The organism is Paracoccus sp. MBLB3053, from assembly GCF_031822435.1.
In the GTDB taxonomy this organism is placed as follows: domain Bacteria; phylum Pseudomonadota; class Alphaproteobacteria; order Rhodobacterales; family Rhodobacteraceae; genus Paracoccus; species Paracoccus aurantius.
Genome location: NZ_JAVQLW010000001.1, coordinates 194434 through 219447 on the forward strand (window position 1 = coordinate 194434; position 25014 = coordinate 219447).

General features: G+C 65.0%; 26 protein-coding genes. 9 read left to right on the forward strand and 17 right to left on the reverse strand.

What is annotated here, in order from left to right; translation table 11 throughout:
• Positions 1–33 precede the first annotated feature (33 nt).
• On the reverse strand, positions 34–1413 hold the full coding sequence (locus RGQ15_RS00990; protein ID WP_311158348.1) for an FAD-binding oxidoreductase: 1380 nt from the start codon (positions 1411–1413) through the stop codon (positions 34–36).
• Positions 1414–1547: 134 nt separating this feature from the next.
• Between RGQ15_RS00990 and RGQ15_RS00995 the strand changes: the two genes are divergently transcribed.
• Positions 1548–3242 carry a chloride channel protein gene (locus tag RGQ15_RS00995; protein ID WP_409201291.1) on the forward strand — a complete coding sequence of 565 codons (1695 nt, stop codon included), beginning with the start codon at positions 1548–1550 and terminating at the stop codon, positions 3240–3242.
• Here the strand turns inward: RGQ15_RS00995 and RGQ15_RS01000 are convergent.
• The 3 genes from RGQ15_RS01000 to RGQ15_RS01010 form a co-directional block, all read right to left on the reverse strand.
• A complete protein-coding gene (locus RGQ15_RS01000; RefSeq protein ID WP_311158349.1) occupies positions 3239–4207 on the reverse strand; it encodes a DUF808 domain-containing protein in 969 nt (322 codons plus the stop codon). The genes RGQ15_RS00995 and RGQ15_RS01000 overlap by 4 nt on opposite strands.
• A gap of 117 nt (positions 4208–4324) precedes the next feature.
• On the reverse strand, positions 4325–4705 hold the full coding sequence (locus RGQ15_RS01005; protein ID WP_311158350.1) for a hypothetical protein: 381 nt from the start codon (positions 4703–4705) through the stop codon (positions 4325–4327).
• An 8-nt stretch (positions 4706–4713) separates the two neighbouring features.
• Positions 4714–5235: an RNA polymerase subunit sigma gene (locus RGQ15_RS01010; protein ID WP_311158351.1), complete on the reverse strand. Its 522-nt coding sequence runs from the start codon at positions 5233–5235 to the stop codon at positions 4714–4716.
• A gap of 156 nt (positions 5236–5391) precedes the next feature.
• Between RGQ15_RS01010 and cobS the strand changes: the two genes are divergently transcribed.
• The 3 genes from cobS (at position 5392) to RGQ15_RS01025 (ending at position 10304) form a co-directional block, all read left to right on the forward strand.
• Complete coding sequence (cobS, locus tag RGQ15_RS01015; RefSeq protein ID WP_311158352.1) at positions 5392–6366, forward strand: cobaltochelatase subunit CobS; 975 nt, start codon at positions 5392–5394, stop codon at positions 6364–6366.
• A gap of 77 nt (positions 6367–6443) precedes the next feature.
• Positions 6444–8312 carry a cobaltochelatase subunit CobT gene (cobT, locus tag RGQ15_RS01020; RefSeq protein WP_311158353.1) on the forward strand — a complete coding sequence of 623 codons (1869 nt, stop codon included), beginning with the start codon at positions 6444–6446 and terminating at the stop codon, positions 8310–8312.
• 180 nt (positions 8313–8492) lie between these two features.
• Positions 8493–10304, forward strand: a complete 1812-nt coding sequence (locus tag RGQ15_RS01025; RefSeq protein ID WP_311158354.1) for an aminopeptidase P family protein — start codon at positions 8493–8495, stop codon at positions 10302–10304.
• 44 nt (positions 10305–10348) lie between these two features.
• Here the strand turns inward: RGQ15_RS01025 and RGQ15_RS01030 are convergent, their stop codons facing one another.
• A complete protein-coding gene (locus RGQ15_RS01030; protein ID WP_311158355.1) occupies positions 10349–11410 on the reverse strand; it encodes a DUF475 domain-containing protein in 1062 nt (353 codons plus the stop codon).
• 122 nt (positions 11411–11532) lie between these two features.
• On the opposite strand from RGQ15_RS01030, the gene RGQ15_RS01035 reads away from it, so the two are divergent.
• Together RGQ15_RS01035 and RGQ15_RS01040 are read left to right on the forward strand one after the other, a co-directional pair.
• Positions 11533–12228: a DUF1045 domain-containing protein gene (locus tag RGQ15_RS01035; RefSeq protein WP_311158356.1), complete on the forward strand. Its 696-nt coding sequence runs from the start codon at positions 11533–11535 to the stop codon at positions 12226–12228.
• 72 nt (positions 12229–12300) lie between these two features.
• Positions 12301–13431, forward strand: a complete 1131-nt coding sequence (locus RGQ15_RS01040) for an amidohydrolase family protein (RefSeq protein WP_311158357.1) — start codon at positions 12301–12303, stop codon at positions 13429–13431.
• Between the two features lie 3 nt (positions 13432–13434).
• Here RGQ15_RS01040 and RGQ15_RS01045 read toward each other — a convergent pair whose 3' ends face one another.
• The 5 genes from RGQ15_RS01045 to RGQ15_RS01065 are packed head-to-tail and all read right to left on the reverse strand — an operon-like array spanning position 13435 to position 17323.
• Positions 13435–14661 (reverse strand): glycerate kinase type-2 family protein, encoded by a 1227-nt coding sequence (locus tag RGQ15_RS01045; protein ID WP_311158358.1) that lies wholly within the window; start codon positions 14659–14661, stop codon positions 13435–13437.
• Positions 14661–15611 (reverse strand): 2-hydroxyacid dehydrogenase, encoded by a 951-nt coding sequence (locus tag RGQ15_RS01050; RefSeq protein ID WP_311158360.1) that lies wholly within the window; start codon positions 15609–15611, stop codon positions 14661–14663. The genes RGQ15_RS01045 and RGQ15_RS01050 overlap by 1 nt, the downstream gene beginning before the upstream one ends.
• Positions 15611–15970: a tRNA-binding protein gene (locus RGQ15_RS01055; protein WP_311158361.1), complete on the reverse strand. Its 360-nt coding sequence runs from the start codon at positions 15968–15970 to the stop codon at positions 15611–15613. The genes RGQ15_RS01050 and RGQ15_RS01055 overlap by 1 nt, the downstream gene beginning before the upstream one ends.
• Positions 15967–16773, reverse strand: a complete 807-nt coding sequence (proC, locus tag RGQ15_RS01060) for a pyrroline-5-carboxylate reductase (RefSeq protein WP_311158362.1) — start codon at positions 16771–16773, stop codon at positions 15967–15969. The genes RGQ15_RS01055 and proC overlap by 4 nt, the downstream gene beginning before the upstream one ends.
• Positions 16774–16819: 46 nt before the next feature.
• Positions 16820–17323: a type III secretion system chaperone family protein gene (locus RGQ15_RS01065; RefSeq protein ID WP_311158363.1), complete on the reverse strand. Its 504-nt coding sequence runs from the start codon at positions 17321–17323 to the stop codon at positions 16820–16822.
• 206 nt (positions 17324–17529) lie between these two features.
• Between RGQ15_RS01065 and cobD the strand changes: the two genes are divergently transcribed.
• On the forward strand, positions 17530–18507 hold the full coding sequence (gene cobD / locus RGQ15_RS01070; protein WP_311158364.1) for a threonine-phosphate decarboxylase CobD: 978 nt from the start codon (positions 17530–17532) through the stop codon (positions 18505–18507).
• Here the strand turns inward: cobD and RGQ15_RS01075 are convergent.
• The 3 genes from RGQ15_RS01075 to RGQ15_RS01085 form a co-directional block, all read right to left on the reverse strand.
• Complete coding sequence (locus RGQ15_RS01075; RefSeq protein ID WP_311158365.1) at positions 18491–19534, reverse strand: 5-(carboxyamino)imidazole ribonucleotide synthase; 1044 nt, start codon at positions 19532–19534, stop codon at positions 18491–18493. The genes cobD and RGQ15_RS01075 overlap by 17 nt on opposite strands.
• Positions 19527–20012 (reverse strand): 5-(carboxyamino)imidazole ribonucleotide mutase, encoded by a 486-nt coding sequence (purE, locus tag RGQ15_RS01080; protein WP_311158366.1) that lies wholly within the window; start codon positions 20010–20012, stop codon positions 19527–19529. The genes RGQ15_RS01075 and purE overlap by 8 nt, the downstream gene beginning before the upstream one ends.
• Before the next feature lie 61 nt (positions 20013–20073).
• On the reverse strand, positions 20074–20292 hold the full coding sequence (locus RGQ15_RS01085) for a YdcH family protein (protein WP_311158367.1): 219 nt from the start codon (positions 20290–20292) through the stop codon (positions 20074–20076).
• Between the two features lie 168 nt (positions 20293–20460).
• Here RGQ15_RS01085 and RGQ15_RS01090 point away from each other — a divergent pair, with 168 nt between their 5' ends.
• Complete coding sequence (locus RGQ15_RS01090) at positions 20461–20871, forward strand: Hsp20 family protein (protein WP_311158368.1); 411 nt, start codon at positions 20461–20463, stop codon at positions 20869–20871.
• A gap of 13 nt (positions 20872–20884) precedes the next feature.
• Complete coding sequence (locus RGQ15_RS01095; protein WP_311158369.1) at positions 20885–21112, forward strand: DUF1150 domain-containing protein; 228 nt, start codon at positions 20885–20887, stop codon at positions 21110–21112.
• A gap of 50 nt (positions 21113–21162) precedes the next feature.
• Here the strand turns inward: RGQ15_RS01095 and RGQ15_RS01100 are convergent, their stop codons facing one another.
• The 4 genes from RGQ15_RS01100 to RGQ15_RS01115 all read right to left on the reverse strand — a co-directional run bounded on the left by RGQ15_RS01100 (position 21163) and on the right by RGQ15_RS01115 (position 25012).
• Complete coding sequence (locus RGQ15_RS01100; RefSeq protein WP_311158370.1) at positions 21163–21546, reverse strand: hypothetical protein; 384 nt, start codon at positions 21544–21546, stop codon at positions 21163–21165.
• An 80-nt stretch (positions 21547–21626) separates the two neighbouring features.
• Positions 21627–22436 (reverse strand): glycosyltransferase family 2 protein, encoded by an 810-nt coding sequence (locus RGQ15_RS01105; protein WP_311158371.1) that lies wholly within the window; start codon positions 22434–22436, stop codon positions 21627–21629.
• Complete coding sequence (locus tag RGQ15_RS01110) at positions 22433–23212, reverse strand: hypothetical protein (RefSeq protein ID WP_311158372.1); 780 nt, start codon at positions 23210–23212, stop codon at positions 22433–22435. The genes RGQ15_RS01105 and RGQ15_RS01110 overlap by 4 nt, the downstream gene beginning before the upstream one ends.
• Positions 23213–23302: 90 nt before the next feature.
• The gene (locus RGQ15_RS01115; protein WP_311158373.1) at positions 23303–25012 is read right to left on the reverse strand and encodes a bifunctional sulfate adenylyltransferase/adenylylsulfate kinase; all 1710 of its coding nucleotides are present in this window, start codon (positions 25010–25012) and stop codon (positions 23303–23305) included.
• Positions 25013–25014 lie beyond the last annotated feature (2 nt).

Sequence of the window (25014 nt, forward strand, 5' to 3'; positions counted from 1 at the left end):
ACAGTCACGATAGCGTCAGGGTTGAAAATGGCATCAGTTCGCCTCGGGGATCAGCTTGCCCGGGTTCATGATATTGCCTGGGTCCAGCGCCGCCTTGATTGCAGCCATCACGCCGATCGCCTCGCCGTGCTGGGCGCGCATCAGGGGCCGCTTGCCGATCCCGACGCCATGTTCGCCCGTGATGGTGCCGCCGACCGCCAGCGCGCGCTCTGCCATCCGGTTCGCCACGCGCTTGGCAGCCGCCAGTTCCTCGGCATTGCCCGGCATGACCAGAAGCTGCGCGTGAAAATTCCCGTCTCCGACATGGCCCACCATCGGGCCGACAAGGCCTTCGGCCCTGATATCGGCCGCAGCAGCAGCAACCGCCTCGGCCAGATGCGACATCGGCACGCAGACATCTGTGACCACGGCCGTCGCGCCCGGGCGCAGGGCAAGGCAGGCGCGATAGGCGCCGTGGCGCATCTTCCAAAGCGCTGCGCGTTCTTCGGGCGTCGTGGCCCAGTCGAAGCCCTGGCCGCCGAATTCCGCCGCAAGCTCGCCGAACTTCTCGGCATCGTCCTTGACCGAGGCGGGCGAGCCGTGGAACTCTACCATCAGGTGCGGCCCCTCGTGCAGATGGGTTCCGTTCTGCATGTTGAAGGCCCTGGCCGCGTCACCATCGACGAATTCGATGCGCGCCATGGGAATCCCCATCTGGATCGTCGCGGTCACGCATTCCACTGCCTCTTCCAGGGTGGCAAAGGCGCAAACGGCCGAAGCGACCTCTTCGGGCTGGCCATGCAGCCGCAGGGTCAGTTCTGTGATGATGCCAAGCGTGCCTTCCGAGCCGACGAACAGTCCGGTTAGGTCATAGCCCGCGCTGGATTTCGCAGCCCGCGTGCCGGTGCGGATCACCGTGCCGTCGGCCAGCACGACCTCGAGCGCCAGGACGTTGTCGCGCATCGTGCCATAGCGCACCGCGGCAGTGCCGCTGGCCCGCGTCGCGGCCATGCCGCCAAGGCTTGCATTGGCGCCGGGATCGACCGGGAAGAACAGCCCGGTCGCGCGCAAATCAAGGTTCAGCGCCTCGCGCGTGACGCCGGGCTGGACGCTCGCCTGCAGATCGCCTGCGCGCACCTCTAGGACGCGGTCCATCTTCATCAGGTCCATGACGATGCCGCCATGCACCGCAAGCGCATGGCCTTCCAGCGAGGTTCCCGTTCCCCAGCCGATCACCGGAACGCGATGTTCGTGGCAGATCCGCATGATTGCCGAGACCTCATCTGTCGAGATGGGCCAGACCACCGCCTCGGGCGGCGGGGCGCGGTGAAAGGTTTCGGATTGGCCATGCAGGTCGCGATCGGCCTCTGATTGCGAAAAGCGCGCGCCCAGAAGCTGGCCAAGCGCGTCTGCGGCCTGAAGGGAAATCGGCATTGGGGGTCCTCCTCGAGACTTGCGCGTTGATAATCCCGCTGTTGCCCAAAGGGCAAGCTTGGCCCGATAAGGTGGCAGGGCGGTGGACCTGATCCGCGCAACATGGTTCCTTCGGGCCAAACGGGTCGGCGAAGATGGGCGAACGACAAAGGGATCAGCTATCGAAGGGCTGGGGGCGGCAGGGCATCAGGCATCTGCGCCGACATCTTGCGCAGGGGTGGAACGTGCTTTTGATGCGCGGCCCCGGACAGATCGAATTCTGGGTCATCGCGCTGATGATCGGGATCTGCGCGGGCCTCGCCGCGCTGGCCTTCCGGCTGGGAATCGCGGCGCTGCAACGGCTCGCCTATGGGACCGACGATCTGACCATGGCGACCGTGGCTGGCCACTTGCCCTGGTGGTGGGTGCTGGCCGTTCCGATCATGGGCGGGCTTGTCGTCGGCCTGGTGCTGGACCGCTTCACCCCCGATGGCAGGGTACGCGCCGTCGCCGACGTGATCGAGGGCGCCGCGCTCGAGGGCGGCCGTGTCGAACTGCGCGAAGGGCTGGCATCGGCCGCGGCTTCGGTGATCACGCTGGGCACCGGCGGCTCGTCCGGTCGCGAAGGGCCTGTTGTCCACCTTGCGGGCGTGATCTCGACGCTGGTCGCCAACCGGATCAAGGCAAGCCCCGTGACCGGGCGCGAGCTGCTGGGTTGCGCCGTGGCAGGCGCGGTCGCGGCAAGTTTCAACGCACCGATCGCGGGCGCGCTTTTTGCCCACGAAGTGGTGCTGCGCAATTTCGCGATCCGCGCCTTTGCCCCGATCGCGATTTCCGCCGTCGCCGGGACGGTCATCAATCGATTGCGTTTCGGGGGCATGACCGAATTCAACCTTCCGCAGGCGGGGACTCTCAGCTTTTACATCGAACTCCCGGCCTTCATGATTCTCGGCTTGATCTGCGCACTGGTCGCGGCTGCGCTGATGGCCGCCATATTCCGCGCGGAAACCGTCGCCAACCGGATCATGAGCCGCACTGGCTGGCCTCGCTGGCTGCGTCCCACCGTCGCGGGGGCACTGCTGGGTCTGATCGCCATCCCCTACCCTCATATCATCGGCGTGGGCTACGAGGCCACTTCGGCCGCACTGACCGGGCGGCTGGATCTGTGGACGGCCGTCGTTTTCGCCCTGGTCAAGGCCGTCGCCGTGGCGATCACCCTGGGCGGGCGGATGGGCGGGGGGGTGTTTTCGCCTGCATTGGTGATGGGCGCGCTGACAGGGCTGGCATTCGGCATTCTGGCGACCTCGATCGCGCCGCAATCCTCGGGGAATGAAACGCTATACGCGCTCGCCGGGATGGGCGCGGTCGGCGCGGCCGTGCTGGGCGCGCCGATTTCCACGGCCATGATCGTCTTTGAACTGACCGGCGACTGGCAGACCGGAATCGCCGTGATGACCTCGATTTCGCTCAGCACCGCGCTGGCCTCTCGCATGGTGCACCGGTCCTTCTTCCTGACCCAGCTCAAGCGGCGCGGGGTGCATATCGCGGAAGGGCCACAGGTCTGGCTGCCACAGAAGATGCGGGTGACGGCGGTGATGCGCGACATCGGCAGCAAGACGGCGCCTTCGGCCGATCTGCTGCGCAACATGGTCGCGGACGGCCAGATGATGGCCGACACCCTCACGCTGGAACAGGCGCTGAGACACTTTGACCAATCCGGCGGTGCCTTCTTCCCCGTCGTGCGCGAGGACGGCCCCACCCCCGAGATCCTCGGCGCCGTCTACCATATCGACGCGCTGCGCGCCCTCAATGCCGCATTGGGCGAAGCCGCCGCCGAACAGCACGGCTAGGCGCTTGCGCCGAACATGCCCTTGACCGCGCCAATGGCCGGCGAAACGATGTAGTTTGCGACCGGGATCAGCATGAAGCCAAGGATCAGGCCGAAAATGCCGTCTAGAAACGCGGTTACGACCCAGGCTGCGAAACCGGGCGCCGCAGGCAGCGCCTGGGCCGCCCGTTCGGACATGTGATGCACCCATTCATAGGGCTGGTGCTGACCCAGCTCATGCAGGCCATGGACGATGATCTGACCGCCCACCCAGATCATTGCGGCAGTCCCGACGATCGTCAGCACGCGCATGAAGCCCGGCATGAAATGCACGAGCGCGCGGCCGAACCCGGCCAGGGGGCCGCCCTGTTCGTGCAGATGCAGCCCGACATCATCCGCTTTGACGATCAGCGCGACAAAGCCGTAGACGACGAAGGTGATGCCCAGGCCCACCACGGCAAGGATCAGCCCCTCCATCCAGATCGGATCGCCCGGCGGGATGGCGGCCAGCGCGATGGTCATGATCTCGGCCGAAAGGATGAAGTCGGTCTTGATCGCGCCCTTGACGCGTTCCTCTTCCAGACCGGCGCCGCCCTCGGGCGTCACCTGCAGATGTGGTTCGTTCACCTTGTGATGGCTGACCGCGTGGAGGACCTTTTCGGCGCCCTCGAAGCACAGATAAGCCCCCCCGAGCATCAGCAGCGGCGAAATCGCGCCGGGTGCGAGCGCCGAAAGCGCCAACGCCACGGGCAACAGGATCACCAGCTTGTTGAAGATCGAGCCGCGCGCGATCTTCAACACGATCGGCAATTCGCGGGCCGCCGAAAAGCCGTGGACATATTTGGGCGAGACGGCGGCATCATCAATCACCGCGCCCGCAGCCTTTGCCCCGGCCTTGGCCGCCTGGCCGGCGACATCGTCGACCGAGGCCGCGGCGATCTTGGCGATCCCCGCGACGTCATCCAGCAGCGCCAGCAATCCGCTCATGCGTCCCCCATTTGGCACATTTCGACCGATCACGGCCGGGTGATCGGGAATTCCTGGTCAGGAACGCCGCGTCGGCGGTCCGGGTTCACGACGTTTTGCCGAAAAGACGCGCGCCCCTTAGCCCATGGCCCAGAAAACCAGGGCGGCCAGGCCAAGCAGCACGACCAGAACGGACAGCAGGGCGCCCGGCCTCTGCCACCAGCGGATGCGGCTGTCCAGCGGCTGGCTGAAGGGGGCGCTTGCCAGACCAAGCTCTTCTCGGATGCGCTGGCGCGCGCGTGCAGGGGGCATCACCGGCACAAGCCCGTCTGCGATGCCCGCGAAACGGCCCTGCCATTCCTGCACGCGGCGGGCAAAATCTTCATCCCCCGCCAGCCGCGCCATCAAAAGCTGCGCCTCGTCGCCGTCGAGCAGGCCAAGCGCCAGTTCTGCGGCAAGCAGTTCGTCCAGTTCCTCGGGCGAAAGGCCGGGCGGGGTCATGGGTTCGTCTTCGTCCATTTCTCGGGTCAATTCCTGAGCCTCAGCAGCGCCCCGCGCATCCAGTGGCGCAGGTCGTCGACGGCAACATTCTCGCGCAAGGCCAGATCGGCATAGGTCAGCCCGTTCAGAAAGACATCGCGGATCGCCTCGGCCTGCGCCTCGTCCAGATCCGACAGGATCGGGGCGGCGGCGCTGCCCTCGATCTCGGCGGGAACGGCGGCCAGGGCTCCGGCCTTTCTCGCGCCCTCTCCCGAAGAGGTGCCCGCCTGGCGCGCGCGCAGCCTCTCGATCGCGCGATATCGGGCCAAGGCCGTCAACCATTGCAGGGCCGCCGCCCCCTGCGGCGGCTGTCCGGCCGAGCCCTGCCATAACGCGACGTAAAGCCGTTCAAGCGTCGTCTCGGCCTCGGGCCTGTCCTTGAGGATCGAAAGGCACAGCGCATAAAGCCGGGCGGAGGTCGCGGCGTATAGCGCATCGAACGCCTCTCGGTTTCCCTGGGCGGTTTTCGCGATCATGTCGTCAATTGCGATCCGGCGCGCTTCTGGCAAGGCGGTCTTCCTTCGTGCTGCGGTCGCGGGCGAGATTAGGAAGGCCGCCCCCGGGCGTCAACGAAACGAACCGGCAAAGATCCGCCAATGCGCGGGGTGCTTGCACGTCCTGCCCGAATGCGCGATCAAGGCCGGGTTGCGAGAAAGGGCTGACAGATGCTGGACGTGAACGCGAAACCCACCGAAGAAATCGACCTGCGCGAAGTCTTCGGCCTCGACAGTGACATGAAGGTCAAGGGCTTTGCCGAGCGAACCGACCGCGTGCCCGAGATCGACCCGACCTACAAGTTCGACCCCGATACGACCCATGCGATCCTGGCGGGCTTTGCCTATAACCGCCGGGTGATGATCCAGGGCTATCACGGCACCGGGAAATCCACCCATATCGAACAGGTCGCGGCGCGGCTGAACTGGCCCTGCGTGCGGGTCAACCTCGACAGCCATGTCAGCCGGATCGACCTGATCGGCAAGGACGCGATCAAGCTCGTGGACGGCAAGCAGGTGACGGTGTTCCACGAAGGCATCCTGCCCTGGGCGCTCAGGAACCCGACCGCCATCGTCTTCGACGAATACGACGCCGGCCGCGCCGACGTGATGTTCGTGATCCAGCGCGTGCTGGAAGCCGACGGCAAGCTGACCCTGCTGGACCAGAACGAGGTCATCACGCCGAACCCCTATTTCCGTCTCTTCGCGACCGCGAACACCGTGGGCCTGGGCGACACGACCGGGCTTTACCACGGCACCCAGCAGATCAACCAGGGCCAGATGGACCGCTGGTCGCTGGTCTCGACCCTGAACTACCTGAGCCATGACGCCGAAGCCGCGATCGTTCTGGCCAAGAACCCGACCTACAACACCGAAAAAGGCCGCAAGATCATCGGCCAGATGGTGACGCTTGCCGATCTGACCCGGACCGCCTTCATGCAGGGCGACCTGTCCACGGTCATGTCGCCGCGCACGGTGATCGCCTGGGCCCAGAACGCCCGGATCTTCGGCGACAACGTGGGCTACGCCTTCCGCCTGACCTTCCTGAACAAATGCGACGAGCTCGAGCGCCAGACCGTGGCCGAGTTCTACCAGCGCCTGTTCGACGAGGAACTTCCGGAAAGCGCCGCGGTCAAGGCGGGGTGATTCCCGCCCCCTGCTGAACCGAGGCGGGGCCGCCCCCGCCTCATTGCGACCAGATTGCGCTCTCTTGGGGGGACGACATGAAAAATTCCGACAACCCCGCCGATCCGTTCAAGAAGGCTCTGACCGAGGCGACCCGCGCCATGGCCGAAGAGCATGAGCTGAACGTGACCTTCAGCGCCGATCCGTCGGGCGTTTCGGGCGATACGATGCGTCTGCCGCAGGTCAGCCGCCGGATGACCCGCGACGAAGTGCTGCTCGCGCGCGGCACAGCCGATGCGCTGGCGATGAAGCTGCGCCATCACAACTCGGCGACCCATGCGAAATACGTTCCCGCCGGACCGATGGCCCGCGATCTCTACGAGGCGATGGAAACCGCCCGCTGCGAGGCGCTTGGCGCGCGCGACATGCCCGGAGCGCTGTCGAACATCGACGCCAAGCTCGGGCAGGAAGCTGATCGCAAGGGCTACGGCCAGATCAAGGCCCCGGCCGATGCGCCGCTTTCGGTCGCCGCGGGCTACATCCTGCGGCAGATGGCGACGGGGCGCAGCCTGCCCCCTGCTGCCCAGCATGTCGCGGATCTGTGGCGGCCCTTCGTCGAACAGCAGGCCGGCGGCGATCTGCAGGACCTGTCGACGAGCCTGGCCGATCAGGCGGCCTTCGCGCGGCTTGCGCGCAAGGTCATCTCGGACCTTGGCTATGGCGACCAGCTGGGCGAGGACCCTGACGAGCCACAGGAGGACGAGGCCGAGGAAAACGCCGAACAGGACGAGGAATCCGGCGACAACCAGTCGCGCGATCAGTCCGAGGAAGACGAGGCCGAGGCTGCGCCCGAACGCACCCAGGAACAGACCCAGGACGAGCGTCAGGCCCAGGTCAGCATGGACGACCAGTCGGACGAGGAAATGGCCGACGAGGCCGAGATGTCCGAGGCCGAATCTCCGCCCGACATCCCGCCGCCGGTCAGCGACGCCAACCCTGATTATCGTGTCTATACGCAGGAATTCGACGAGGAAATTCGCGCCGAGGACCTGGCCGATCCGCAGGAACTCGAACGCCTGCGCGCCTATCTGGACAAGCAGCTTGAGCCCCTGCGCGGCGCGGTTTCGCGGCTGGCGAACAAGCTGCAGCGCCGCCTGCAGGCACAGCAGAACCGCAGTTGGGAATTCGACAAGGAAGAAGGCGTTCTGGATGCGGGACGCCTTGCGCGCGTGGTGGCGAACCCGACCACGCCGCTCAGCTTCAAGGTCGAGAAGGATACCGAATTCCGCGACACGGTGGTGACGCTGCTTCTGGACAATTCGGGTTCGATGCGGGGTCGGCCGATCTCGATTGCCGCGATTTGCGCCGACGTTCTGGCACGCACGCTCGAGCGCAGCCAGGTGAAGGTCGAGATCCTGGGCTTCACCACCCGCGCCTGGAAAGGCGGGCAAAGCCGCGAGAAATGGCTGGCGGGCGGTCGCAGCGCCCATCCCGGTCGGCTGAACGACCTGCGCCACATCATCTACAAGGCGGCCGACGCCCCCTGGCGGCGGGTGCGCCCTAACCTGGGCCTGATGATGAAAGAAGGGCTGCTCAAGGAAAACATCGACGGCGAAGCGCTTGAATGGGCGCATCGTCGGCTTGCCCGCCGCCCCGAGGCACGCCGCATCCTGATGGTGATTTCCGATGGCGCGCCGGTCGACGATTCGACCCTGTCGGTGAACCCGGCGAACTATCTGGAAAAGCACCTGCGCGACGTGATCGCCATGATCGAAAAGCGCCGCCAGGTCGAATTGCTTGCCATCGGCATCGGCCATGACGTGACGCGTTATTACCAGCGTGCCGTGACGATCACCGATGCGGAACAGCTTGCCGGCGCGATCACCGAACAGCTTGCCGCGCTGTTCGAGGCTGACCCGCGCAAGCGCGCCCGCGTGCTTGGCATGAACGCAATGCGCCGGCCCTGAGGGGCCCGCGCCGCCACAACCGCCGCTCGTGGAATTCTCAGACATGCGCGTCTTGGCGGGCATTCGCTTCGTTGCAACGCTGCGGCCGTCGCGCAGGGGCTTGCAGAGACCCCGCCCCATGCCGCAAACACCTTGCGACCAGGTTCGAAGACGACCTGAAAGCAAGAAAATGAGGTGACCATGTTCCAGCGTTTCGAAAGCCACGCGAGCCCCGCGCAACATGTCCCGAGGCTGGCCGCGCTGCGTGCCGAGATGGCTGCGCGCAAGCTGGACGGCTTCATCGTGCCCCGTGCCGATGCCCACCAAAGCGAATATGTCGCGGATCGCGATGCGCGCCTGGGTTGGCTCACCGGCTTTACCGGCAGCGCGGGCTTTGCCATCGTGACGCCCGACCTGGCCGGGGTTTTCATCGACGGGCGCTATCGCGTGCAGGTGAAATCCGAAATAGATCTGGGTCATTTCACCCCCGTCAACTGGCCCGAGACCAAGCCGGCTGCCTGGCTGCGCAAAGCTCTGCCCGAAGGTGGCATGATCGGCTTTGACCCTTGGCTGCATACTCGCCGCGAGATCCGCGAGCTTGAGGCCGGGCTTGCCGGTTCGGAAATCGCCCTGGTGCCGGTCGATACGAACCCGGTCGATGCGATCTGGCAGGATCAGCCCGAAGCCCCGATCGGCTCTGTCCGGCTATGGCCCGACGCACTTGCGGGTGAAACCGCCGCAGAGAAGCGCCAGCGGATCGGCGCCAAGCTGCGCGATGGCAAGGCAAATGCCGCCGTTCTGACCCTGCCGGATTCGATCTCGTGGCTGCTGAACATCCGCGGCGCGGATGTGCCCAAGAACCCGGTCGTGCTGTCCTTTGCCATCATCGAGGCCAATGGCCGCGTCGCGGTCTTTGCCGATCCGCGCAAGTTTTCCCCTGAAATACGCTCGGCGCTCGGCAATGAGGTCACCATCCTGCCGCCCGAGGCGCTGACCCCTGCCCTCACCAACCTGACAGGCCCAGTCGTGGTCGATCCGGGCACTGCGCCCGAGCAGGTCTTCCGCCTGATCGAAAGCATGAAGACCGAGATCGCCGAGGGCGCCGACCCGGTGATCCTGCCGAAAGCCACCAAGAACGCCTATGAAATCGCCGGAATGCGCAGCGCCCATCTGCGCGACGGGGTCGCGGTGACGGAACTGCTGTGCTGGCTCGACGCGCAGGCCCCGCGCATCGCCGACGAGCCACTGACCGAAATCGACATTTGCCGCAAGCTCGAAGAGCTGCGCGTGGCACAAGGCATCCTGGATGTCAGCTTCGACACCATCCTTGGTTCGGGGCCTAACGGTGCGATCAACCACTACCATGTGACCGAGGCGACCGACCGGCGCATCATGCCCGGCGACATCGTGCTGGTCGATTCCGGTGGCCAGTACAATGACGGCACCACCGACATCACCCGCACCCTACCCATGGGCGAATTCGACCAGGCGATCCGTCGGCCCTATACCCGCGTGCTGCAAGGCATGATCGCCGTCTCGCGCGCGAAATTTCCGCGCGGTGTCGCGGGGGCGCATATCGACGCGCTGGCCCGCGCGCCGCTGTGGATGGAAGGCATGGATTACGACCACGGCACCGGCCATGGCGTGGGCGCCGGCCTGTCGGTGCATGAAGGCCCGGTCCGCATCTCGCGCATCTCGGAAATTCCCTTGCAGACCGGCATGATCCTGTCGAACGAACCGGGTTATTACCGCGAGGGCGAATACGGCATCCGGATCGAGAACCTGATCGTCGTCGAGCCCGCCGAAAGCCCCGACGGGCGCGACATGCTGGGCTTCGAGACGCTGACCCTGGCCCCGATCGACAAGCGCCTGATCGACCCCGCGTTGATGTCCTCGGCCGAGATCGAATGGTTTGATGCCTATCACGCCTGGGTCCGGACCGAGCTTGAGCCGCTCGTCTCGGATGCGACGCGCGGCTGGCTTGAGGCCGCCACCAGCCCGCTTCTGGGCTGAGTTCCCAAAAACCGGAAGGCGCCGCCCCTCGCGGCGCCTTTTTCTCAGTCGCTCTCGGCCCATTCCGGGTGACGGCGGCGCCATTCCAGCGAATTGATGAAGGCGACCGCAATGAAGCCCGCGCCCAGAAGCCCGGTCACGAATTCCGGGATATGGATCAGGGTCTGGACGAACATGATGATCGACAGCACGAAGATCGACCAGAATGCCCCGTGCTCGAGATAGCGGAACTGCGCCAGGGTGCCCTTTTCGACCAGCATCACGGTCATCGAGCGGACATAGATCGCCCCGATGCCCAAACCGATCGCGATCAGGAAAAGGTTCTGGGTCAGCGCGAAGGCTCCGATCACCCCGTCGAAACTGAACGAGGCATCCAGCACTTCAAGATACAGGAACGCGCCAAATCCGCCTCGGGCCATGTCCCCGGCCGAAACGCCGCCACCTCCCCATCGGTCCAGCACATGCCCCAGCGCATCGACCAGCAGATAGGTGATGACGCCCCAGGTCGCCGCGACGATGAAGGCATGTTCCTTTCCGTCGGGCAGGAACCGCAGGATGATCATCATGCAGACGAGGACAAAGCCGACCTCCATGCCGCGGATTTCGCCGATCCTGCGCAAGGCGCGTTCGATCCCTGCGATCCAGTCGACTTCCTTGCTCTGGTCAAAGAAATAGTTCAGCGCCACCAGCATCAGGAAGGCGCCGCCGAAGCCCGCGATGGGCAGATGGGCCTCGTGGATGATGCGGGCATATTCGACGGGCTGGGTCGCCGCCAGTCGAAGGGCCTCGATCGGGCCAAGGCGCGCCGCGATCACGACCACCAATAGCGGAAAGATCACCCGCATCCCGAAGACCGCGATCACGATGCCCCAGGTCAGGAAGCGATGCTGCCAAAGCGGCGTCATCTGCTTGAGCTTGTTGGCGTTCACGATCGCATTGTCGAAGCTGAGCGAGATTTCGAGCACCGCGAGAACGGCAGCGATCATGAAGAACGTCAGAGTTCCGGAAACCGTGCCGGAATATTGCCAGCCGATCAGACCGGCAAGCGCAAGTCCCACCCCTGTCAGGATGAATGGCCAGGTCATGTAGCGAAGTGTGGATTTCATCCGGCGTCCCCGATTGTGGACCAGCCCTTGCAGCCATAAGCTCGCCTCGACGCACGGACAAGCCGCCGGGCACAGATTTCGCCGGATGCAATGCGGAATTGCCCGGCATGCAGGAGACAGGGATGACTTTCACGCGCCTGGCCATCTATCACATGCCCGAGGGCGATCTTGGCGAGTTCGGAAGCGCGTGGCTTGGCTGGGATGCCCGGCGGGCGGCGACCGTTCCACGGCCGCAGATCGACAACCTTCCGGCGAGCCCGCAAGAGCTGACCTCGACCCCGATGCGATACGGATTTCACGCCACCCTGAAGGCGCCCTTCCGCCTGGCCGCAGGGCATGACCTAGACGATCTCATGCGGCAGATCGAACTGGTCTGTGACCATCTGGCGCCCTTCACGCTTGATCTTGAACTGCGCGCCGACTGGAGCTTCGTCGCACTGCGCCCACGCAACAGGCCCGCCGAACTGATGGCGCTAGAACAGGCCCTGGTCACGCGGTTGGATCATCTGCGTGCGCCGCTGAGCCCGCAGGAACGCGATCGCCGCAATCCCGACAAGCTGCCCGAGCGGGCGCGCATGCATCTTGAGCACTGGGGCTATCCTTTCGTGCTGGATCTGTTCAATTACCATCTCACCCTTTCGAACAGCCTGTCGCCCGAGACAGAAGAACAGCTGCGCGAAGCGCTGGCGCCGGTGATCGCCCCCCTTATCGCCGAGCCGATGCCGGTCCGCTCGGTTGCGCTGCTGGGCGAGGATAAGAGCCGGCATATGCGCGTCATTCGCGAATTTCCTCTGCTCGGGCGAGAAACCGCCCAGTAAATACGGGCCGATGTCACGCATTCTTCATCACGTGACGGCATGATCCGGGGAACAACTGGCCCGAGAGTTGCGATGCCCTACCTGCCCCCGATGCGTCTTGTTGGCGCGACCATTCTTCGCGAAGGTGAATTGCGTCAGCGGTCCGTTTCCCTGGCGGCGGGACGCATCACCAAGGGCCCCTTGCCGGCCATCGACCTCGAAGGATATCTCGTCCTGCCCGGCATCATCGACCTGCTGCATGTCCCGGCCAGGGGCAGCGACATGGTCACCCGGCTCAAACGCAGCAGGGTTGCGGCCTCGTCCGCCGGGATCTCCACGGCCTGGCTGGCCCCACGCTGGTCCTGGGAAAACGGCTTTGACGCGCCCGCTTCGGCAAGGGAACTCTTGTCGCTTCTGCCGCGTCACGGCCTTCCCGATCTGCGCCCTGCGATCCGGATCGAAAGCTACCGGACCGACACGACCGAGGATCTGATCGAGCTCTTCGCGGCCCAGGGGCCCGAGCTTGCCTGGTTCGAAAGCGATTTCGCGCGGCTGAACGACCTGCGGCTGAACGATCCCGCCCAACTCGCCTTCGAGGCCGGACGCCTTGGAACGCGTCCCCAGCTTCTGGCGCAGGCGCTTGACGAAGCTTCGGGACGCCGCCGCGAGGTGCCCCGACATCTTTGCCGACTGGCCGAAGCGCTTGACGAAATCCGCGCGCGCTATGGAAGCGTCGGCGATACCGGCGGGGCAATGCGCGAGACCCATTCGATGATCGGCGCGGGCCTCGCCGCCTGCCCGGCTGCACATTCCGCCGCCGCTGCAGCACGTGCGATGGGCGATCCCGTCCTGCTCTCGGCCGCAGACGAGGATCGGCTGCGCGACATGCTGCGCAGCCATCTGGGCGACGCGATCGTCTCGGACGGTGCACCCGCTGCCATGGTACCGCTGGCGCTTTCCCTGGCCGGACCCGAGCTTGCCGAACTGCCCCGCATCTGGGCAATGCTGTCATCGCGCCCGGCCGAGATCATGGGCCTTGCCGATCGCGGGCGGCTGGATCTGGGATGCAGGGCAGATCTGGCCATCATTTCACGTCGTACAGGCCGGGTCGAGGCGACCATCTGCGCGGGGCGCTTGATCCATCTGGCCGGAGAGGCGCGTCGCCGCTTCGCGATGATGGCCACGAACGGGACGCCCGACGATCCCCGCATCGCGGCCGAATAAGCATCAGGCCCGGACGAGAACCGCCAGGTCCGCGACATTCGTGCCGGTCGCCCCGGTCACGACCAGCGCGCCGCCTGCATCCAGCGCGGGCGTGGAATCGTTGCGCGACAGCGCTTCGGCAGGGTCTATCCCGGCGGCGCGTATCGCCGAAATGCTTTGCGGGCCGACCAGCCCGCCTGCTGCCTCACCCGGCCCGTCGCGCCCGTCACTGCCGACCGAGGCGAAGGCCCAGTCGAAATCCACCGGTTCCTGTTCGGCCAGCATGGCCAGTCGCAGGGCGAGTTCCTGGTTGCGGCCGCCCATACCGTCGCCAACCAGGCGGACGGTCGTTTCCCCGCCGAAAACCAAAGCCTGATGCGCACGAAGGCCCTTGGCCAAGGCCCAGATCGCGCGGGCGCAGTCCTGCACCTCCCCCTCAAGCGCGATGGGCGCGATCTCTCCCCCCGCCTCGACCATCGCGGAGACCGAAATCGCGTTCGACCCCACCAGAATGTTCCGCGCATCGGGCAAGGATCGGGCGTCGTCGGGCCGCTGCAGGGCGATGCGCGCCGGCTCGGGCATTCTGTCCCAGATCGCGAGTTCCCGGGCCAGGGCAACGGCCTCGGCCCGTGACCCGACCGGGGCGACAGTCGGGCCAGAAGCAATCACCCGCAGGTCGTCGCCAGGAACATCCGAAAGGATCAGCGCGGTGACGGGCGCGCGCGACAGGCGCAACCAGCCGCCGCCCTTCAGGCGGGACAGGCCCTGCCGGATCAGGTTCACCTGCGAAATATCCGCCCCAGAAGCCAGCAGGAGCCTGTTGACCTCTTGCTTGTCAGCAAGCGTCATGCCCTCGACCGGGGCCGGCAGCATGGCCGAGCCGCCACCCGAGATCAGCGCAAGGACACGATCGTTGGGGCCCGTCGACTGCAGGATGCGCTGCACCTCGTCTGCGGCAGCCGCGCCGTCGGCATCGGGTTGCGGATGTCCCGCGCGCATGACCCGCGCACCCGCAAGCGGATCGTCATTGCCGACATTCGTGACCACCAGGACCTCGGCCCCGGGCAGTGCTTCAAATGCGGTGGCGGCCATGGCGCGGGCAGCCTTGCCCAATGCAATGATCTTCCATTTCCCCCCCGGTCCCGGTGGGTCGGCCAGCACATCCGCCATGCCCCGACTGACAGCCGCGGCCGGATCGGCGGCCGCGATCCCTGCGCGGATCAGGGCCATCGCGCGATCGTCCGGCCGCATCAGTTCACCTGGTCGGGCAGCGGCCGTCCCTCGTGGAATGCAACGAGATTGTTCAACGCACGCATCGCCATGGCCGTGCGCACCTCTTCGGCAGCCGTCCCCAGATGGGGCAGCAGCGTCACGTTCTCCAGCCCGCAGAGCTCCGGCGAGACATGGGGTTCACGCTCGTAGACATCGAGCCCTGCCCCCGCGATCCCGCCCTGCTGAAGGGCATCGACCAGCGCAGCCTCATCCACGACATCGCCGCGCGCAATATTGATCAGGAAGGAATTCTTGCCCAGTTGGCCCAGCTCCCGTGCCCCGATCAGGTGACGCGTCGCCGCCCCACCCGGCACGGCGATCACCGCGAAATCGGATTGGGTCAGCAATTCGTCCAGGCTTTCGGTCTGCCGCGCAGGGATATCCAGCGCCGATACGACCGAACGATTGTGGAACAGCACCCGCATGCCGAAGCCCAGATGGCAGCGCCGGGCAATGGCCTTGCCGATCCGCCCCATGCCGATGATGCCGACAGTTGCGCCGGTGACATGCCGCCCCAGAAGCTGCGTCGGTTGCCAGCCGGTCCAATCCCCGCGCCGAAGCATCCGCTCTCCCTCGCCGGCGCGGCGTGCGGTCATCAGCATCAACGTCAGCGCGATGTCAGCGGTGGCCTCGGTCACCGCCTCGGGTGTATTCGACACTGCGACACCGGCATTCGCGGCTGCAGCCACGTCGATATGGTTGAAGCCCGCGCCGAAATTCGCGATCAGCTTGCAGCGCAGGTCGCCCTGGAATGCATCCGCGGCGAACTGATCCCCAAGCGTTGGCATCACCGCGTCGAATTCGCGCATCGCCGCACCCGCCTCGTCCGGGCTGAGCCCCTGCTTGCGGTCAAGGATCACGGTCTCGAACCGGTCCGACAGGGCACGTTCGGCCGCATCGGTCATGCGGCGGGTCACCAAAAGCTTCATCAATACATCCTCCCCCCGTCCGGCACGGGCTTGTCCGGCGCGATCAGCACCACCTCGCCCGCCTCGTCAGGCAGGCCCAGCACCAGCACCTCGGACCTGAAGGGCCCGATCTGGCGCGGAGGAAAGTTGACCACGGCCAGCACCTGTTTGCCAACCAGCGTCTCGGGAGAATAATGCCGGGTGATCTGGGCCGAGGATTTTCGCTCTCCGATCTCGGCACCGAAATCCAGCCACAGCTTGATCGCGGGCTTGCGCGCCTCGGGGAAGGGCTCGGCCCGGACGATACGTCCCGCGCGAATATCGACCGATGCGAAATCGTCCCAGCTGATCTGTGGGCTGGCAACCTGCGCGCCGCTCACTTGCCCAGTTCCCGACCACGCTCTGCGGCGGCGGCGATCGTGCGGCGCATCAACGGCGGCAGTCCCGTCTCGGCATCCATCAGCCTGCTCAGGCCCGCGGCGGTCGTCCCGCCCGGAGAGGTGACATTTTCGCGCAGCTTCGCCGGGTCCTCATCGGCGTGAACGGCAAGGGCGCCGGCCCCTGCGACGGTCGCGCGGGCCAGCGCCAGCGCCAGTTCGGGCGAAAGCCCCTCGGCCTCGCCGGCTGCCGCCATTGCCTCGATCATGTGGAAAACATAGGCCGGGCCCGAACCGGAAAGCGCTGTCACCGCATCCATCTGCTCCTCTGCTTCCAGCCGGACGACACGACCGACCGCGGAAAGAAGCGACTCGGCCAGATCCATCTCGGCTTCGCCCGCCTTGGCATTGCCGATGATCGCAGTGATGCCCTGGCCGATCGCTGCCGGAGTGTTCGGCATCGAGCGCACGATGGGCGAGGTCGGGAAGGCCGCCTCATAGGCGGCGATGGTGACGCCCGCCGCCACGGACAGCACAAGAGTACCGGCCCCGAACCCAGAAAGCTGCGGCAGAACGCCCGACATCATCTGGGGCTTCACGGCAATGACCAGCACGGCGGGCGATTGCGGCAGCTTGCCATTGACCGAGATCCCGATCTGCGACAGCTCGGGTCGTGCATTCGGGTCGACCACATGGACGGCATGAGGTTCGAGCCCGTTCCTCAGCCAGCCGTCTAGAAGTGCCCCGCCCATGCGACCGCAACCGATCAAAACCAGACCGCGGGCGTTCAACGCCGAGATATCCATTGCATTCCCCCTGCTTGGCCGCCCGAACCGGTTTCAGGGGCGGCTCTCAGGCCCGTCCGTAGGCCTCGGACATGGCGATGTCCAGAGCCGCCTCGGGAGAAGCGTCGCCCCAGCAGGCAAGCTGGAAGCAGGGATAGAAGCGTTCGCAATATTCGATCGCGTTGCGGATCATCTGGTCGATCTGTTCGGGGCTGGCGATCGCGTCGCCCGACAGCACCAGACCGTAGCGCCAGACCATCAGTTTTTGCGATGCCCAGAAGGTGAAGCCGCCATCCCAGACCTCGTCATTGGCCAGGTTCAGCACCTCGTACAGCGCTGGAAGACGATCGGCAGGCGGGTCCATGTCGAACGTGCAGATCAGCCGCAGGACCTCTTCCCGCGGGGACCATGCCAATGTGATCGAGTAGTTGCGCCATTGCCCCTCGACCGCCATCGCGATCTGATCTTCGGCAAGCCGGTCGAAATCCCATGCGTGATGGGCCGCGACCGTCTCGACAATATCGATGGGATGGATCTCGTCGCTGTGGATGAAGTCACTAAGCTGCGCCATGTTCCCCCTGCCTTTCCAGAGTAAGGCCAACCCACCCAATTTTTGGTGGGCTTCGACTACACCCGGCGTTATCCCCCGAGCGCGCCTACCATATATCGTGTTCTTCTTCCAACTGGGTGTAAAGAGAAAATGATACCTATGCCTCCGGTTTTGCTGCATGTGCATCATCAGGAAGGCGATCCAGAAAGGTCAGGGCGGAACAAAACATGACGATTCTTGGCAAACGCGATCACGGCGGCGACATCGACAGGGCGGCACGGGAATTCGGCGGTGCAGCATGGATCGACCTGTCCACGGGAATCAATCGGCGTCCCTATCCTGTGCCCGGCTTCTCGTCCCATTCCCTGACAGCACTGCCCATGCGGACGGATGAAGCGGGGCTGATCAAGGCAGCATCGCGGTTTTTCGGCGCGCCAACGGACCAGATCCTGCCCGTGGCCGGGGCATCCGCAGCGATCCAGCTTTTGCCCCATGTGCTTCGGGGCAAGACCGCGACGTGCCTCGGGCCGACCTATAACGAACATGCGGCCAGCCTGCGCGCGGCAGGCTGGCAGGTCGAGGAGCGGCAGGATGCTGGCTTGCTGGCGGGCGATCTGGCCGTGGTGGTCAATCCCAACAACCCGGATGGCAGAAACCTTTCCCCACAGCAGATCACCGAGATTGCGGCCCGCGTCGGGCACCTCGTCGTCGATGAAAGTTTCGCGGATGCCCGGCCCGATCTTTCCGTCGCTGCCCGCAGACCGGAAAATGTCACGGTGCTGCGCTCATTCGGGAAGTTCTGGGGACTTGCCGGTCTTCGGCTGGGCTTCGTGATCGGCGCGCCCGAATTGCTTGCCCGGCTGGCCGAACGCGCGGGTCCCTGGTCGGTCTCGGGCCCGGCGATCGAGATCGGAACCCTCGCACTTGCCGATCAGAACTGGCGCGAGGCGACGGTGACCTGGCTGGCCGAAGCCAGTCTTCATCTCGACCGGATCGTGGCGGCGGCTGGCTGGCAATTTGTCGGCGGGACGCATCTCTTCAGGCTTTATGAAACCCCGGATGCGGAAGCGGCGCGGGACAGACTTGCCCGCGCCGCGATCTGGAGCCGGATCTTTCCCTGGCACCCGCGCTGGATACGTCTTGGCATCCCCGCGGATCGTCAGGAATTCGACCGCATCGAGGCGGCGCTTACAGCACCCGGTTGACGTGGCCCATCTTGCGGCCGGGGCGCGCGTCGCCCTTGCCGTAAAGATGGATCTGCGTGCGCGGACGCTTCAGAAGTTCGGGGATGCGGTCCACATCTTCACCGATCAGGTTCTCCATCTCGACATCGGCATAGCGCTGGCCGTCGCCCAGGGGCAACCCAGCGACTGCGCGGATATGCTGTTCGAACTGGTCGACCACGCAACCCGCCTGCGTCCAGTGGCCAGAATTGTGCACGCGCGGCGCAATCTCGTTGACGACCAGCCCTTCGCGGGTGACGAAAAGCTCGACCCCCATCACCCCGACGTAATCCAGCGCGTTCACGATCTTGGCCGCGATCAGGACCGCATCGGTCAGCATGGCCTGCGGCAGACCGCATGGCACGGTGGTCGTGCGCAGGATGCCTTCGCGGTGGACATTCAGGCCCGGATCAAAGGCCGCGACCTGACCATCCGTTCCGCGGGCCACGATGACGCTGATTTCGGCCGAGAACTCGACGAACCCTTCCAGCACCGAAGGCGCGCCGGTCCAGTCGCGGCTCTCCGCATCCTTGAAGCGGATCTGGCCCTTGCCGTCATAGCCCATGCGCCGGGTCTTGAGGATCGCGGGAGCGCCCAGTTCGGCCAAGGCGGCGGGCAGGTCGGCTTCGGTTTCCACGTTGCGATAGGGCGCGGTGGTCAGCCCGATCTTGGACAGGAAGTCCTTTTCCGTCAGACGGTCCTGCGAGACAGCCAGCGCACGGCGGTTCGGGCGGATCGGCCGGATCGATTCCAAGAGGTCCAGCGCGGCCGTGGGCACGTTCTCGAATTCATAGGTGATCACATCGACCGATTCGGCAAAGGCGCGCAGCGCAGCCTCGTCCTCGTAGGGTGCGTTCGTCACGGCATGGGCCACGTCGGCGGCAGGCGAGGCGCCCGGTTCGTAGACATGGCAGCGATAGCCCAGACGGCTGGCTGCCACCGAAAGCATGCGCCCAAGCTGGCCGCCGCCCAGGATGCCGATCGTGGAACCCGGTTTCAGTTCAGTCATCCTTCGGCTCCTCGGGGATCGAGGCCGACAGTGCCTCGCGCCACGCATCCAGACGCGCGGCAAGTTCAGGGTCGTTGATCGCAAGGATGCCCGCGGCCATCAGCCCGGCATTCGCAGCACCGGCCGCGCCGATCGCCATGGTCGCGACGGGATAGCCCTTGGGCATCTGCAGGATCGAGTAAAGCGAATCCACGCCCGAAAGTGCCTTGGTCTGGACCGGCACACCGATGACCGGAACCCGGGTCTTCGACGCCATCATGCCCGGCAGGTGCGCGGCACCGCCCGCCCCCGCGATGATGACCTTGAGCCCGCGCGAGACGGCGGTCTTGCCATATTCCCACAGGCGGTCGGGCGTGCGATGCGCACTGACGATCCTTGCCTCATAGCCTATGCCAAGCTCATCCAGAATGACCGCAGCCTCGCGCATGGTCGGCCAGTCCGACTGGCTTCCCATGATGATTCCGACGGGTTTTTCCATGGCACCGTCCCCTTTTCGCGCATGTTTCCCCCGCCCTAGCGCGGCGGGGGCAGCGATGCAATCAGGCGATGATGTCCGGGGTCAGCTCATCTTCCAGCCGTGCGATGCGATCCTTGAGCGCAAGCTTCTGCTTCTTGAGCCGTTGCAGCGTCAGCGAATGGGTCAGGCTCTGGTCCGAAAGGGCGGCGATCGCTTCGTCAAGGTCACGATGCTCGCGCCTGAGCACGGCCAGCCGCGTGCGGGCGATTTCATCGTGGGACATCTCGTGATGGGCATTCATCTCGGGCCTCGGGCTGGATCGTTTCCCTTATAACGCACAGCAATCGCGGTGTTAATGGGCAAGAAGCCGCAGCACTTGCGGACTGCCCGCCGCGCCCACATATTGGAAATGCCGGATCGCCATCCTGGGGTCCGGCCGACAGTCGCTTTGATGCAAAGGGCTTGGGAAATGACCAAGATCAGTCTGGCCGCTCATCCGTTCCTGCTGGGGTTCGACCAGCTTGAGCGTCTGGCCGAACGGGCCGCCAAGGGCGCCGAGGGCTATCCGCCCTACAATATCGAACATCAGGGGCCGAACGGGTTCCGGATCACGCTTGCCGTTGCCGGGTTCTCGGATGACGATCTCGCCATCACGCTCGAGGATCGCCAACTGGTGATTCGGGGCCGCCAGGTCGAGTTGGACGAAAGTCGCGTCTTCCTGCATCGCGGCATCGCCTCGCGCGCTTTCCAGCGCAGTTTCGTGCTGGCCGATGGCGTCGAGGTCGTATCCGCAGGACTTGAAAACGGGCTTTTGAACATCGACCTGCGCCGATCCGTTCCGGACAGCATTGTGCAGACCATTCCGATCAGCCGCAAATGAAAGGGGATCGCAAATGAACGAGAAATTTGATTTCGGCCCGCAAACGGCGGGCAATATCGTCTATATCCGGCGCGTCGAGATGGACACGCTTCCCGACGAGGTGCGCGAACAGGTTCCCGATGCCGAGGCGCTTTACGCCGTCCACGGTATCGATGGCGAACGCCTTGCGCTGGTCAAGGACCGTCAGATGGCCTTCATGCTGGCACGCCAGAACGAGTTGACGCCGGTCAGCGTGCACTGAACAGACGCGCCGCCGCCTCTGGGGCCTGGCGGCGCGCGGGAACGCGGCGCTTACTGGGCCGCCTCGGCCTCGGCTACGGCCTTTTGATAGGCCACGGTGCCGGTAATATCCTTCACCCCGCCAACGCAGGTCGCGGTGAATTCCGTCAGCCCGTCGGCGCCCACCATTTCGCTATAGGTATCGACGCTTCCGCCGACGCACCCCCTGTCGAGCACGCTCCTGACGACCGACTGGCTGAAGCTGTTCGCGTCGTATTTCCCGATCAGGCTGCCATCCTCGGCAAGCGTCACCACGAAATGGTTGCTGTCCGCGGTCGGCGGAGGGGTTTCTTCGGTCGTGGCGCAGGCGGTAAGCAGCGCGCAGGACGCCAACGCGGCCCCAAGTGCGAAAAGGCCGCGGGTCGAAACAGTCTTAGTCTCAGGCAGGATCGTCATGCTGATCTCCAGAAGCTAACGGTTTGGCAAGATTACGATTGCAGAGGCTTCTGCCCGCGTCAACGAGGCTGGCAAGCCGCTCAGCCCGGAAATCCGTAATACTCCAGCATGGCACGGACGGCCCGGTCATTCCCGTCGCCCGCGAGATTGGTGCCGCGCAGGTTCTGTTCCTGGGTTCCCGGCCATTCCGTGATGCGAAAGCGCCCGCCGATCTTGGCAGGTTTCGACCCGGCAAGCCGGTGCATCCAGTAAAGCCAGACATCATCGGCCGATGGCGCCAGCCGCTGGAACAGTTGGGCATTCGTCACGTCGGGATGGAACGCCCCCGGCGCATAAAGCACGCCTCCCACCCCGGTCGGAAAGATCAGCCCGGACCGCTCGGGCGCGGCGATGTTGCGCTGCCAGTCATCGTAGCTGGCGGGCTGCCCGTCGCGCATCGTAACCCGGTGCGCCCTGTGGCACACCACGCCCGCATCCGCCCGCTCGACCATCTGGCGCAGCCAGTCGGGGCCGTAATACACATCATCATCCGCCGTGACGACATGGGCATCCGGCCATTCCAGAAGGGTCGGGACGATTTTCTTGTAGGATCGCCAGGCCGGGCAGATCCGGATCTCGACATCAAGCGCGATGATCTCGGCAGGCAGCAGCGCCTCATCCCCTGCGTCGAGCCAAAGGATCACCCGATCAGCACGCACCGATTGCGACAGAAGCGAGCGCAGGACCAGATGCAGATGGGCAAAACGCGCCGGATAGCTGGTCAGGCTTATGATCAGCGGCGCGGGCAGACCGTGCGGCGAAGCCGGTTCATTCCCCCGCGCAAGGATTTCGGCCTCGGCGCGGGCGATGCGGCGGGATTGCTTCCAGCGCCGGAAGGCATCGGCGATCATCCCTGCCAGGCCTTGCGCAGCCAGTCGATATTGCCGATGCGGCGGTACCATGTGGCGCCGCGCCCGGCAAAGACGTCCTCCATCTTGGGGGCGCCGGCGAACAGGACGATCTTGGCGCCCGCAGGCAACACCGGGTCGCCGAAAAAGCTCAGGACGTGTCGCGGGACGCAATCGTTCTTGAAGCTGACGCACCAGCCCTTGGGCCAGTAATGCAGATTGCCATGCGCGGCCAGCTGCGCGCTCTGGAACTGCTGGCTGATCTCGTAATTCGAGGTCGCGGCCTCGGGATCGGCAAGATAGGCGTCAAGAATATAGGAATGCGCCCCGACCTCGTAGCGAAAGACCGAGGAATTGCCGACCGAATGCAGGAAACGATCGCGCTCGGCATTGATCTTGCGCAGCGGCTTCGGGCGGAAAAGGTCGTCATCGCGAATGATGAAGAAATCGCCCGGCAAATCGAAGAAGGGCGCAAGATCGTCGACCACCACCAGATCGAGGTCGAGAAACAGCGCCGTCATCCCGGCAAAACCGCCCAGATCGGGACGGAACAGCGCAAGCTTGCGCCAACGCGTGTCGCCATGCCCCTTGGGCAGGCCCAGTTCGGGCAGCGGCAGGGCTTCGACGCCGGGATCGATGCCTGCCGCATCGTCGGTGAAGCAGATGAAGCGATGCGGACGATCGAGATGGCGCCTGACCTGCCTGTAAAGGCGGTTCACGTCCTCTGCCCCGTAGATCGTGCCCCATTTCATGGTCAGGATGAGAATGGGCTCGGTCATCTGCGCTCCTTGGCTGGACATGCCCCGGCGATATTCCAAGGGGCCGCGCCGGTCAACGTCAGCCCGGCCCCTTGGGTTCTGCACTTGGGCTCATTCCGCGCCGATCAGGCCCATGGATTCCAGTTTCAGCAGCACCTGATGGGCCGCATAATCCACGTCGAACCCTTCTGTCTGGATGCGCAATTCGGGGTTCAGGGGCTCTTCGTAAGGGTCAGATATGCCGGTGAACTCCTTGATCTTCCCCTCGCGTGCAAGCTTGTAGAGCCCCTTGCGATCGCGCCGTTCGCATTCCTCGACCGAGGTTGCGACATGCACCTCGATGAAGGCGCCGTAATCCTCGATCATCTCGCGCACGGCGCGGCGCGTTGCCGCATAGGGCGCAATTGGCGCGCAGATGGCGATACCCGCATTCTTGGTGATCTCGCTCGCGACATAGCCGATCCGGCGGATGTTGACGTCACGGTGTTCCTTCGAAAAGCCGAGTTCGGACGAAAGATGCTTGCGCACCACGTCCCCATCCAGAAGCGTCACCGGACGGCCGCCCATTTCCATCAGCTTGACCATCAGCGCATTCGCGATCGTGGACTTGCCTGAGCCCGAGAGCCCGGTGAAGAACACGGTGAAGCCCTGCTTGCTGCGCGGCGGAGAGGTCCGGCGCAACTGGGTGACGACCTCGGGGAAGCTGAACCATTCCGGGATCTCGAGCCCCTCGCGCAGGCGACGGCGCAGCTCGGTCCCCGAGATGTTCAACACGGTGACATCGCCGTTGATCTCGTCGGCCGGTTCGTATTGCGCGCGTTCCTGCACATAGACCATGTGCTTGAAATCGACCATCTCGATGCCGATTTCGTCCTGGTGCCTGCGAAACAGTTCCTGCGCGTCATAGGGGCCGTAGAAATCCTCGCCCTTGCTGTTCTTGCCCGGCCCCGCATGGTCGCGACCCACGATCATGTGGGTCAGGCCGTGATTGCGGCGGATGATCCCGTGCCAGACCGCCTCGCGCGGGCCCGCCATGCGCATTGCAAGGTTCAGCAGGCTCAGATGCGTGGTCGCATGGGGATATTTGTCCAGCACCGCCTCATAGCAGCGGACCCGGGTGAAATGATCGACATCGCCCGGCTTGGTCATGCCGACGACCGGGTGGATAAGCAGGTTGGCCTGCGCCTCGCGCGCTGCGCGGAAGGTCAGTTCCTGATGGGCACGATGCAGCGGGTTGCGGGTCTGGAAGGCCACGATGCGGCGCCAGCCCATCTTGCGGAAATGCGCCCGCAATTCGTTCGGCGAATCCCTGCGCGCGCGGAAATCGTAATGCGTCGGTTGCTGCAATCCGGTGACGGGACCGCCCAGATAGACCGCGCCCGCGGAATGGTGCAGATAGTTCACCGCGGGATGCGCCAGATCATCGGCCCCATAGACGGCCTCGGCCTCGCGCGATTTGTCCGGCGTCCATTTGTCGGTCACGGACAGGATGGCCAGGATGACGCCTTCCTGGTCGCGCAGGGCGATATCCTGCCCCGGCTCGACGGTCTCGGCAAAGGCCTCGCTGACATCCAGCGTGACAGGCATGGGCCAGAGCCCGCCCCAGCTAAGCCGCATGTCTTCCAGAACGCAGTTGTAATCCGCCTCGGTCAGAAAGCCCTTGAGCGGGTGGAAGCCGCCATTCATCAGCAGTTCCAGATCACAGATCTGGCGCGGCGTCAGATCCCAGGAAAGCATCTGCGCGGCCTCGGCCTTGAGCTTCTGCGCGGATTCGGCACTGACGTAAAGTTCTGGAACAGGGGCAAGATTCGGCTGGGTCATCA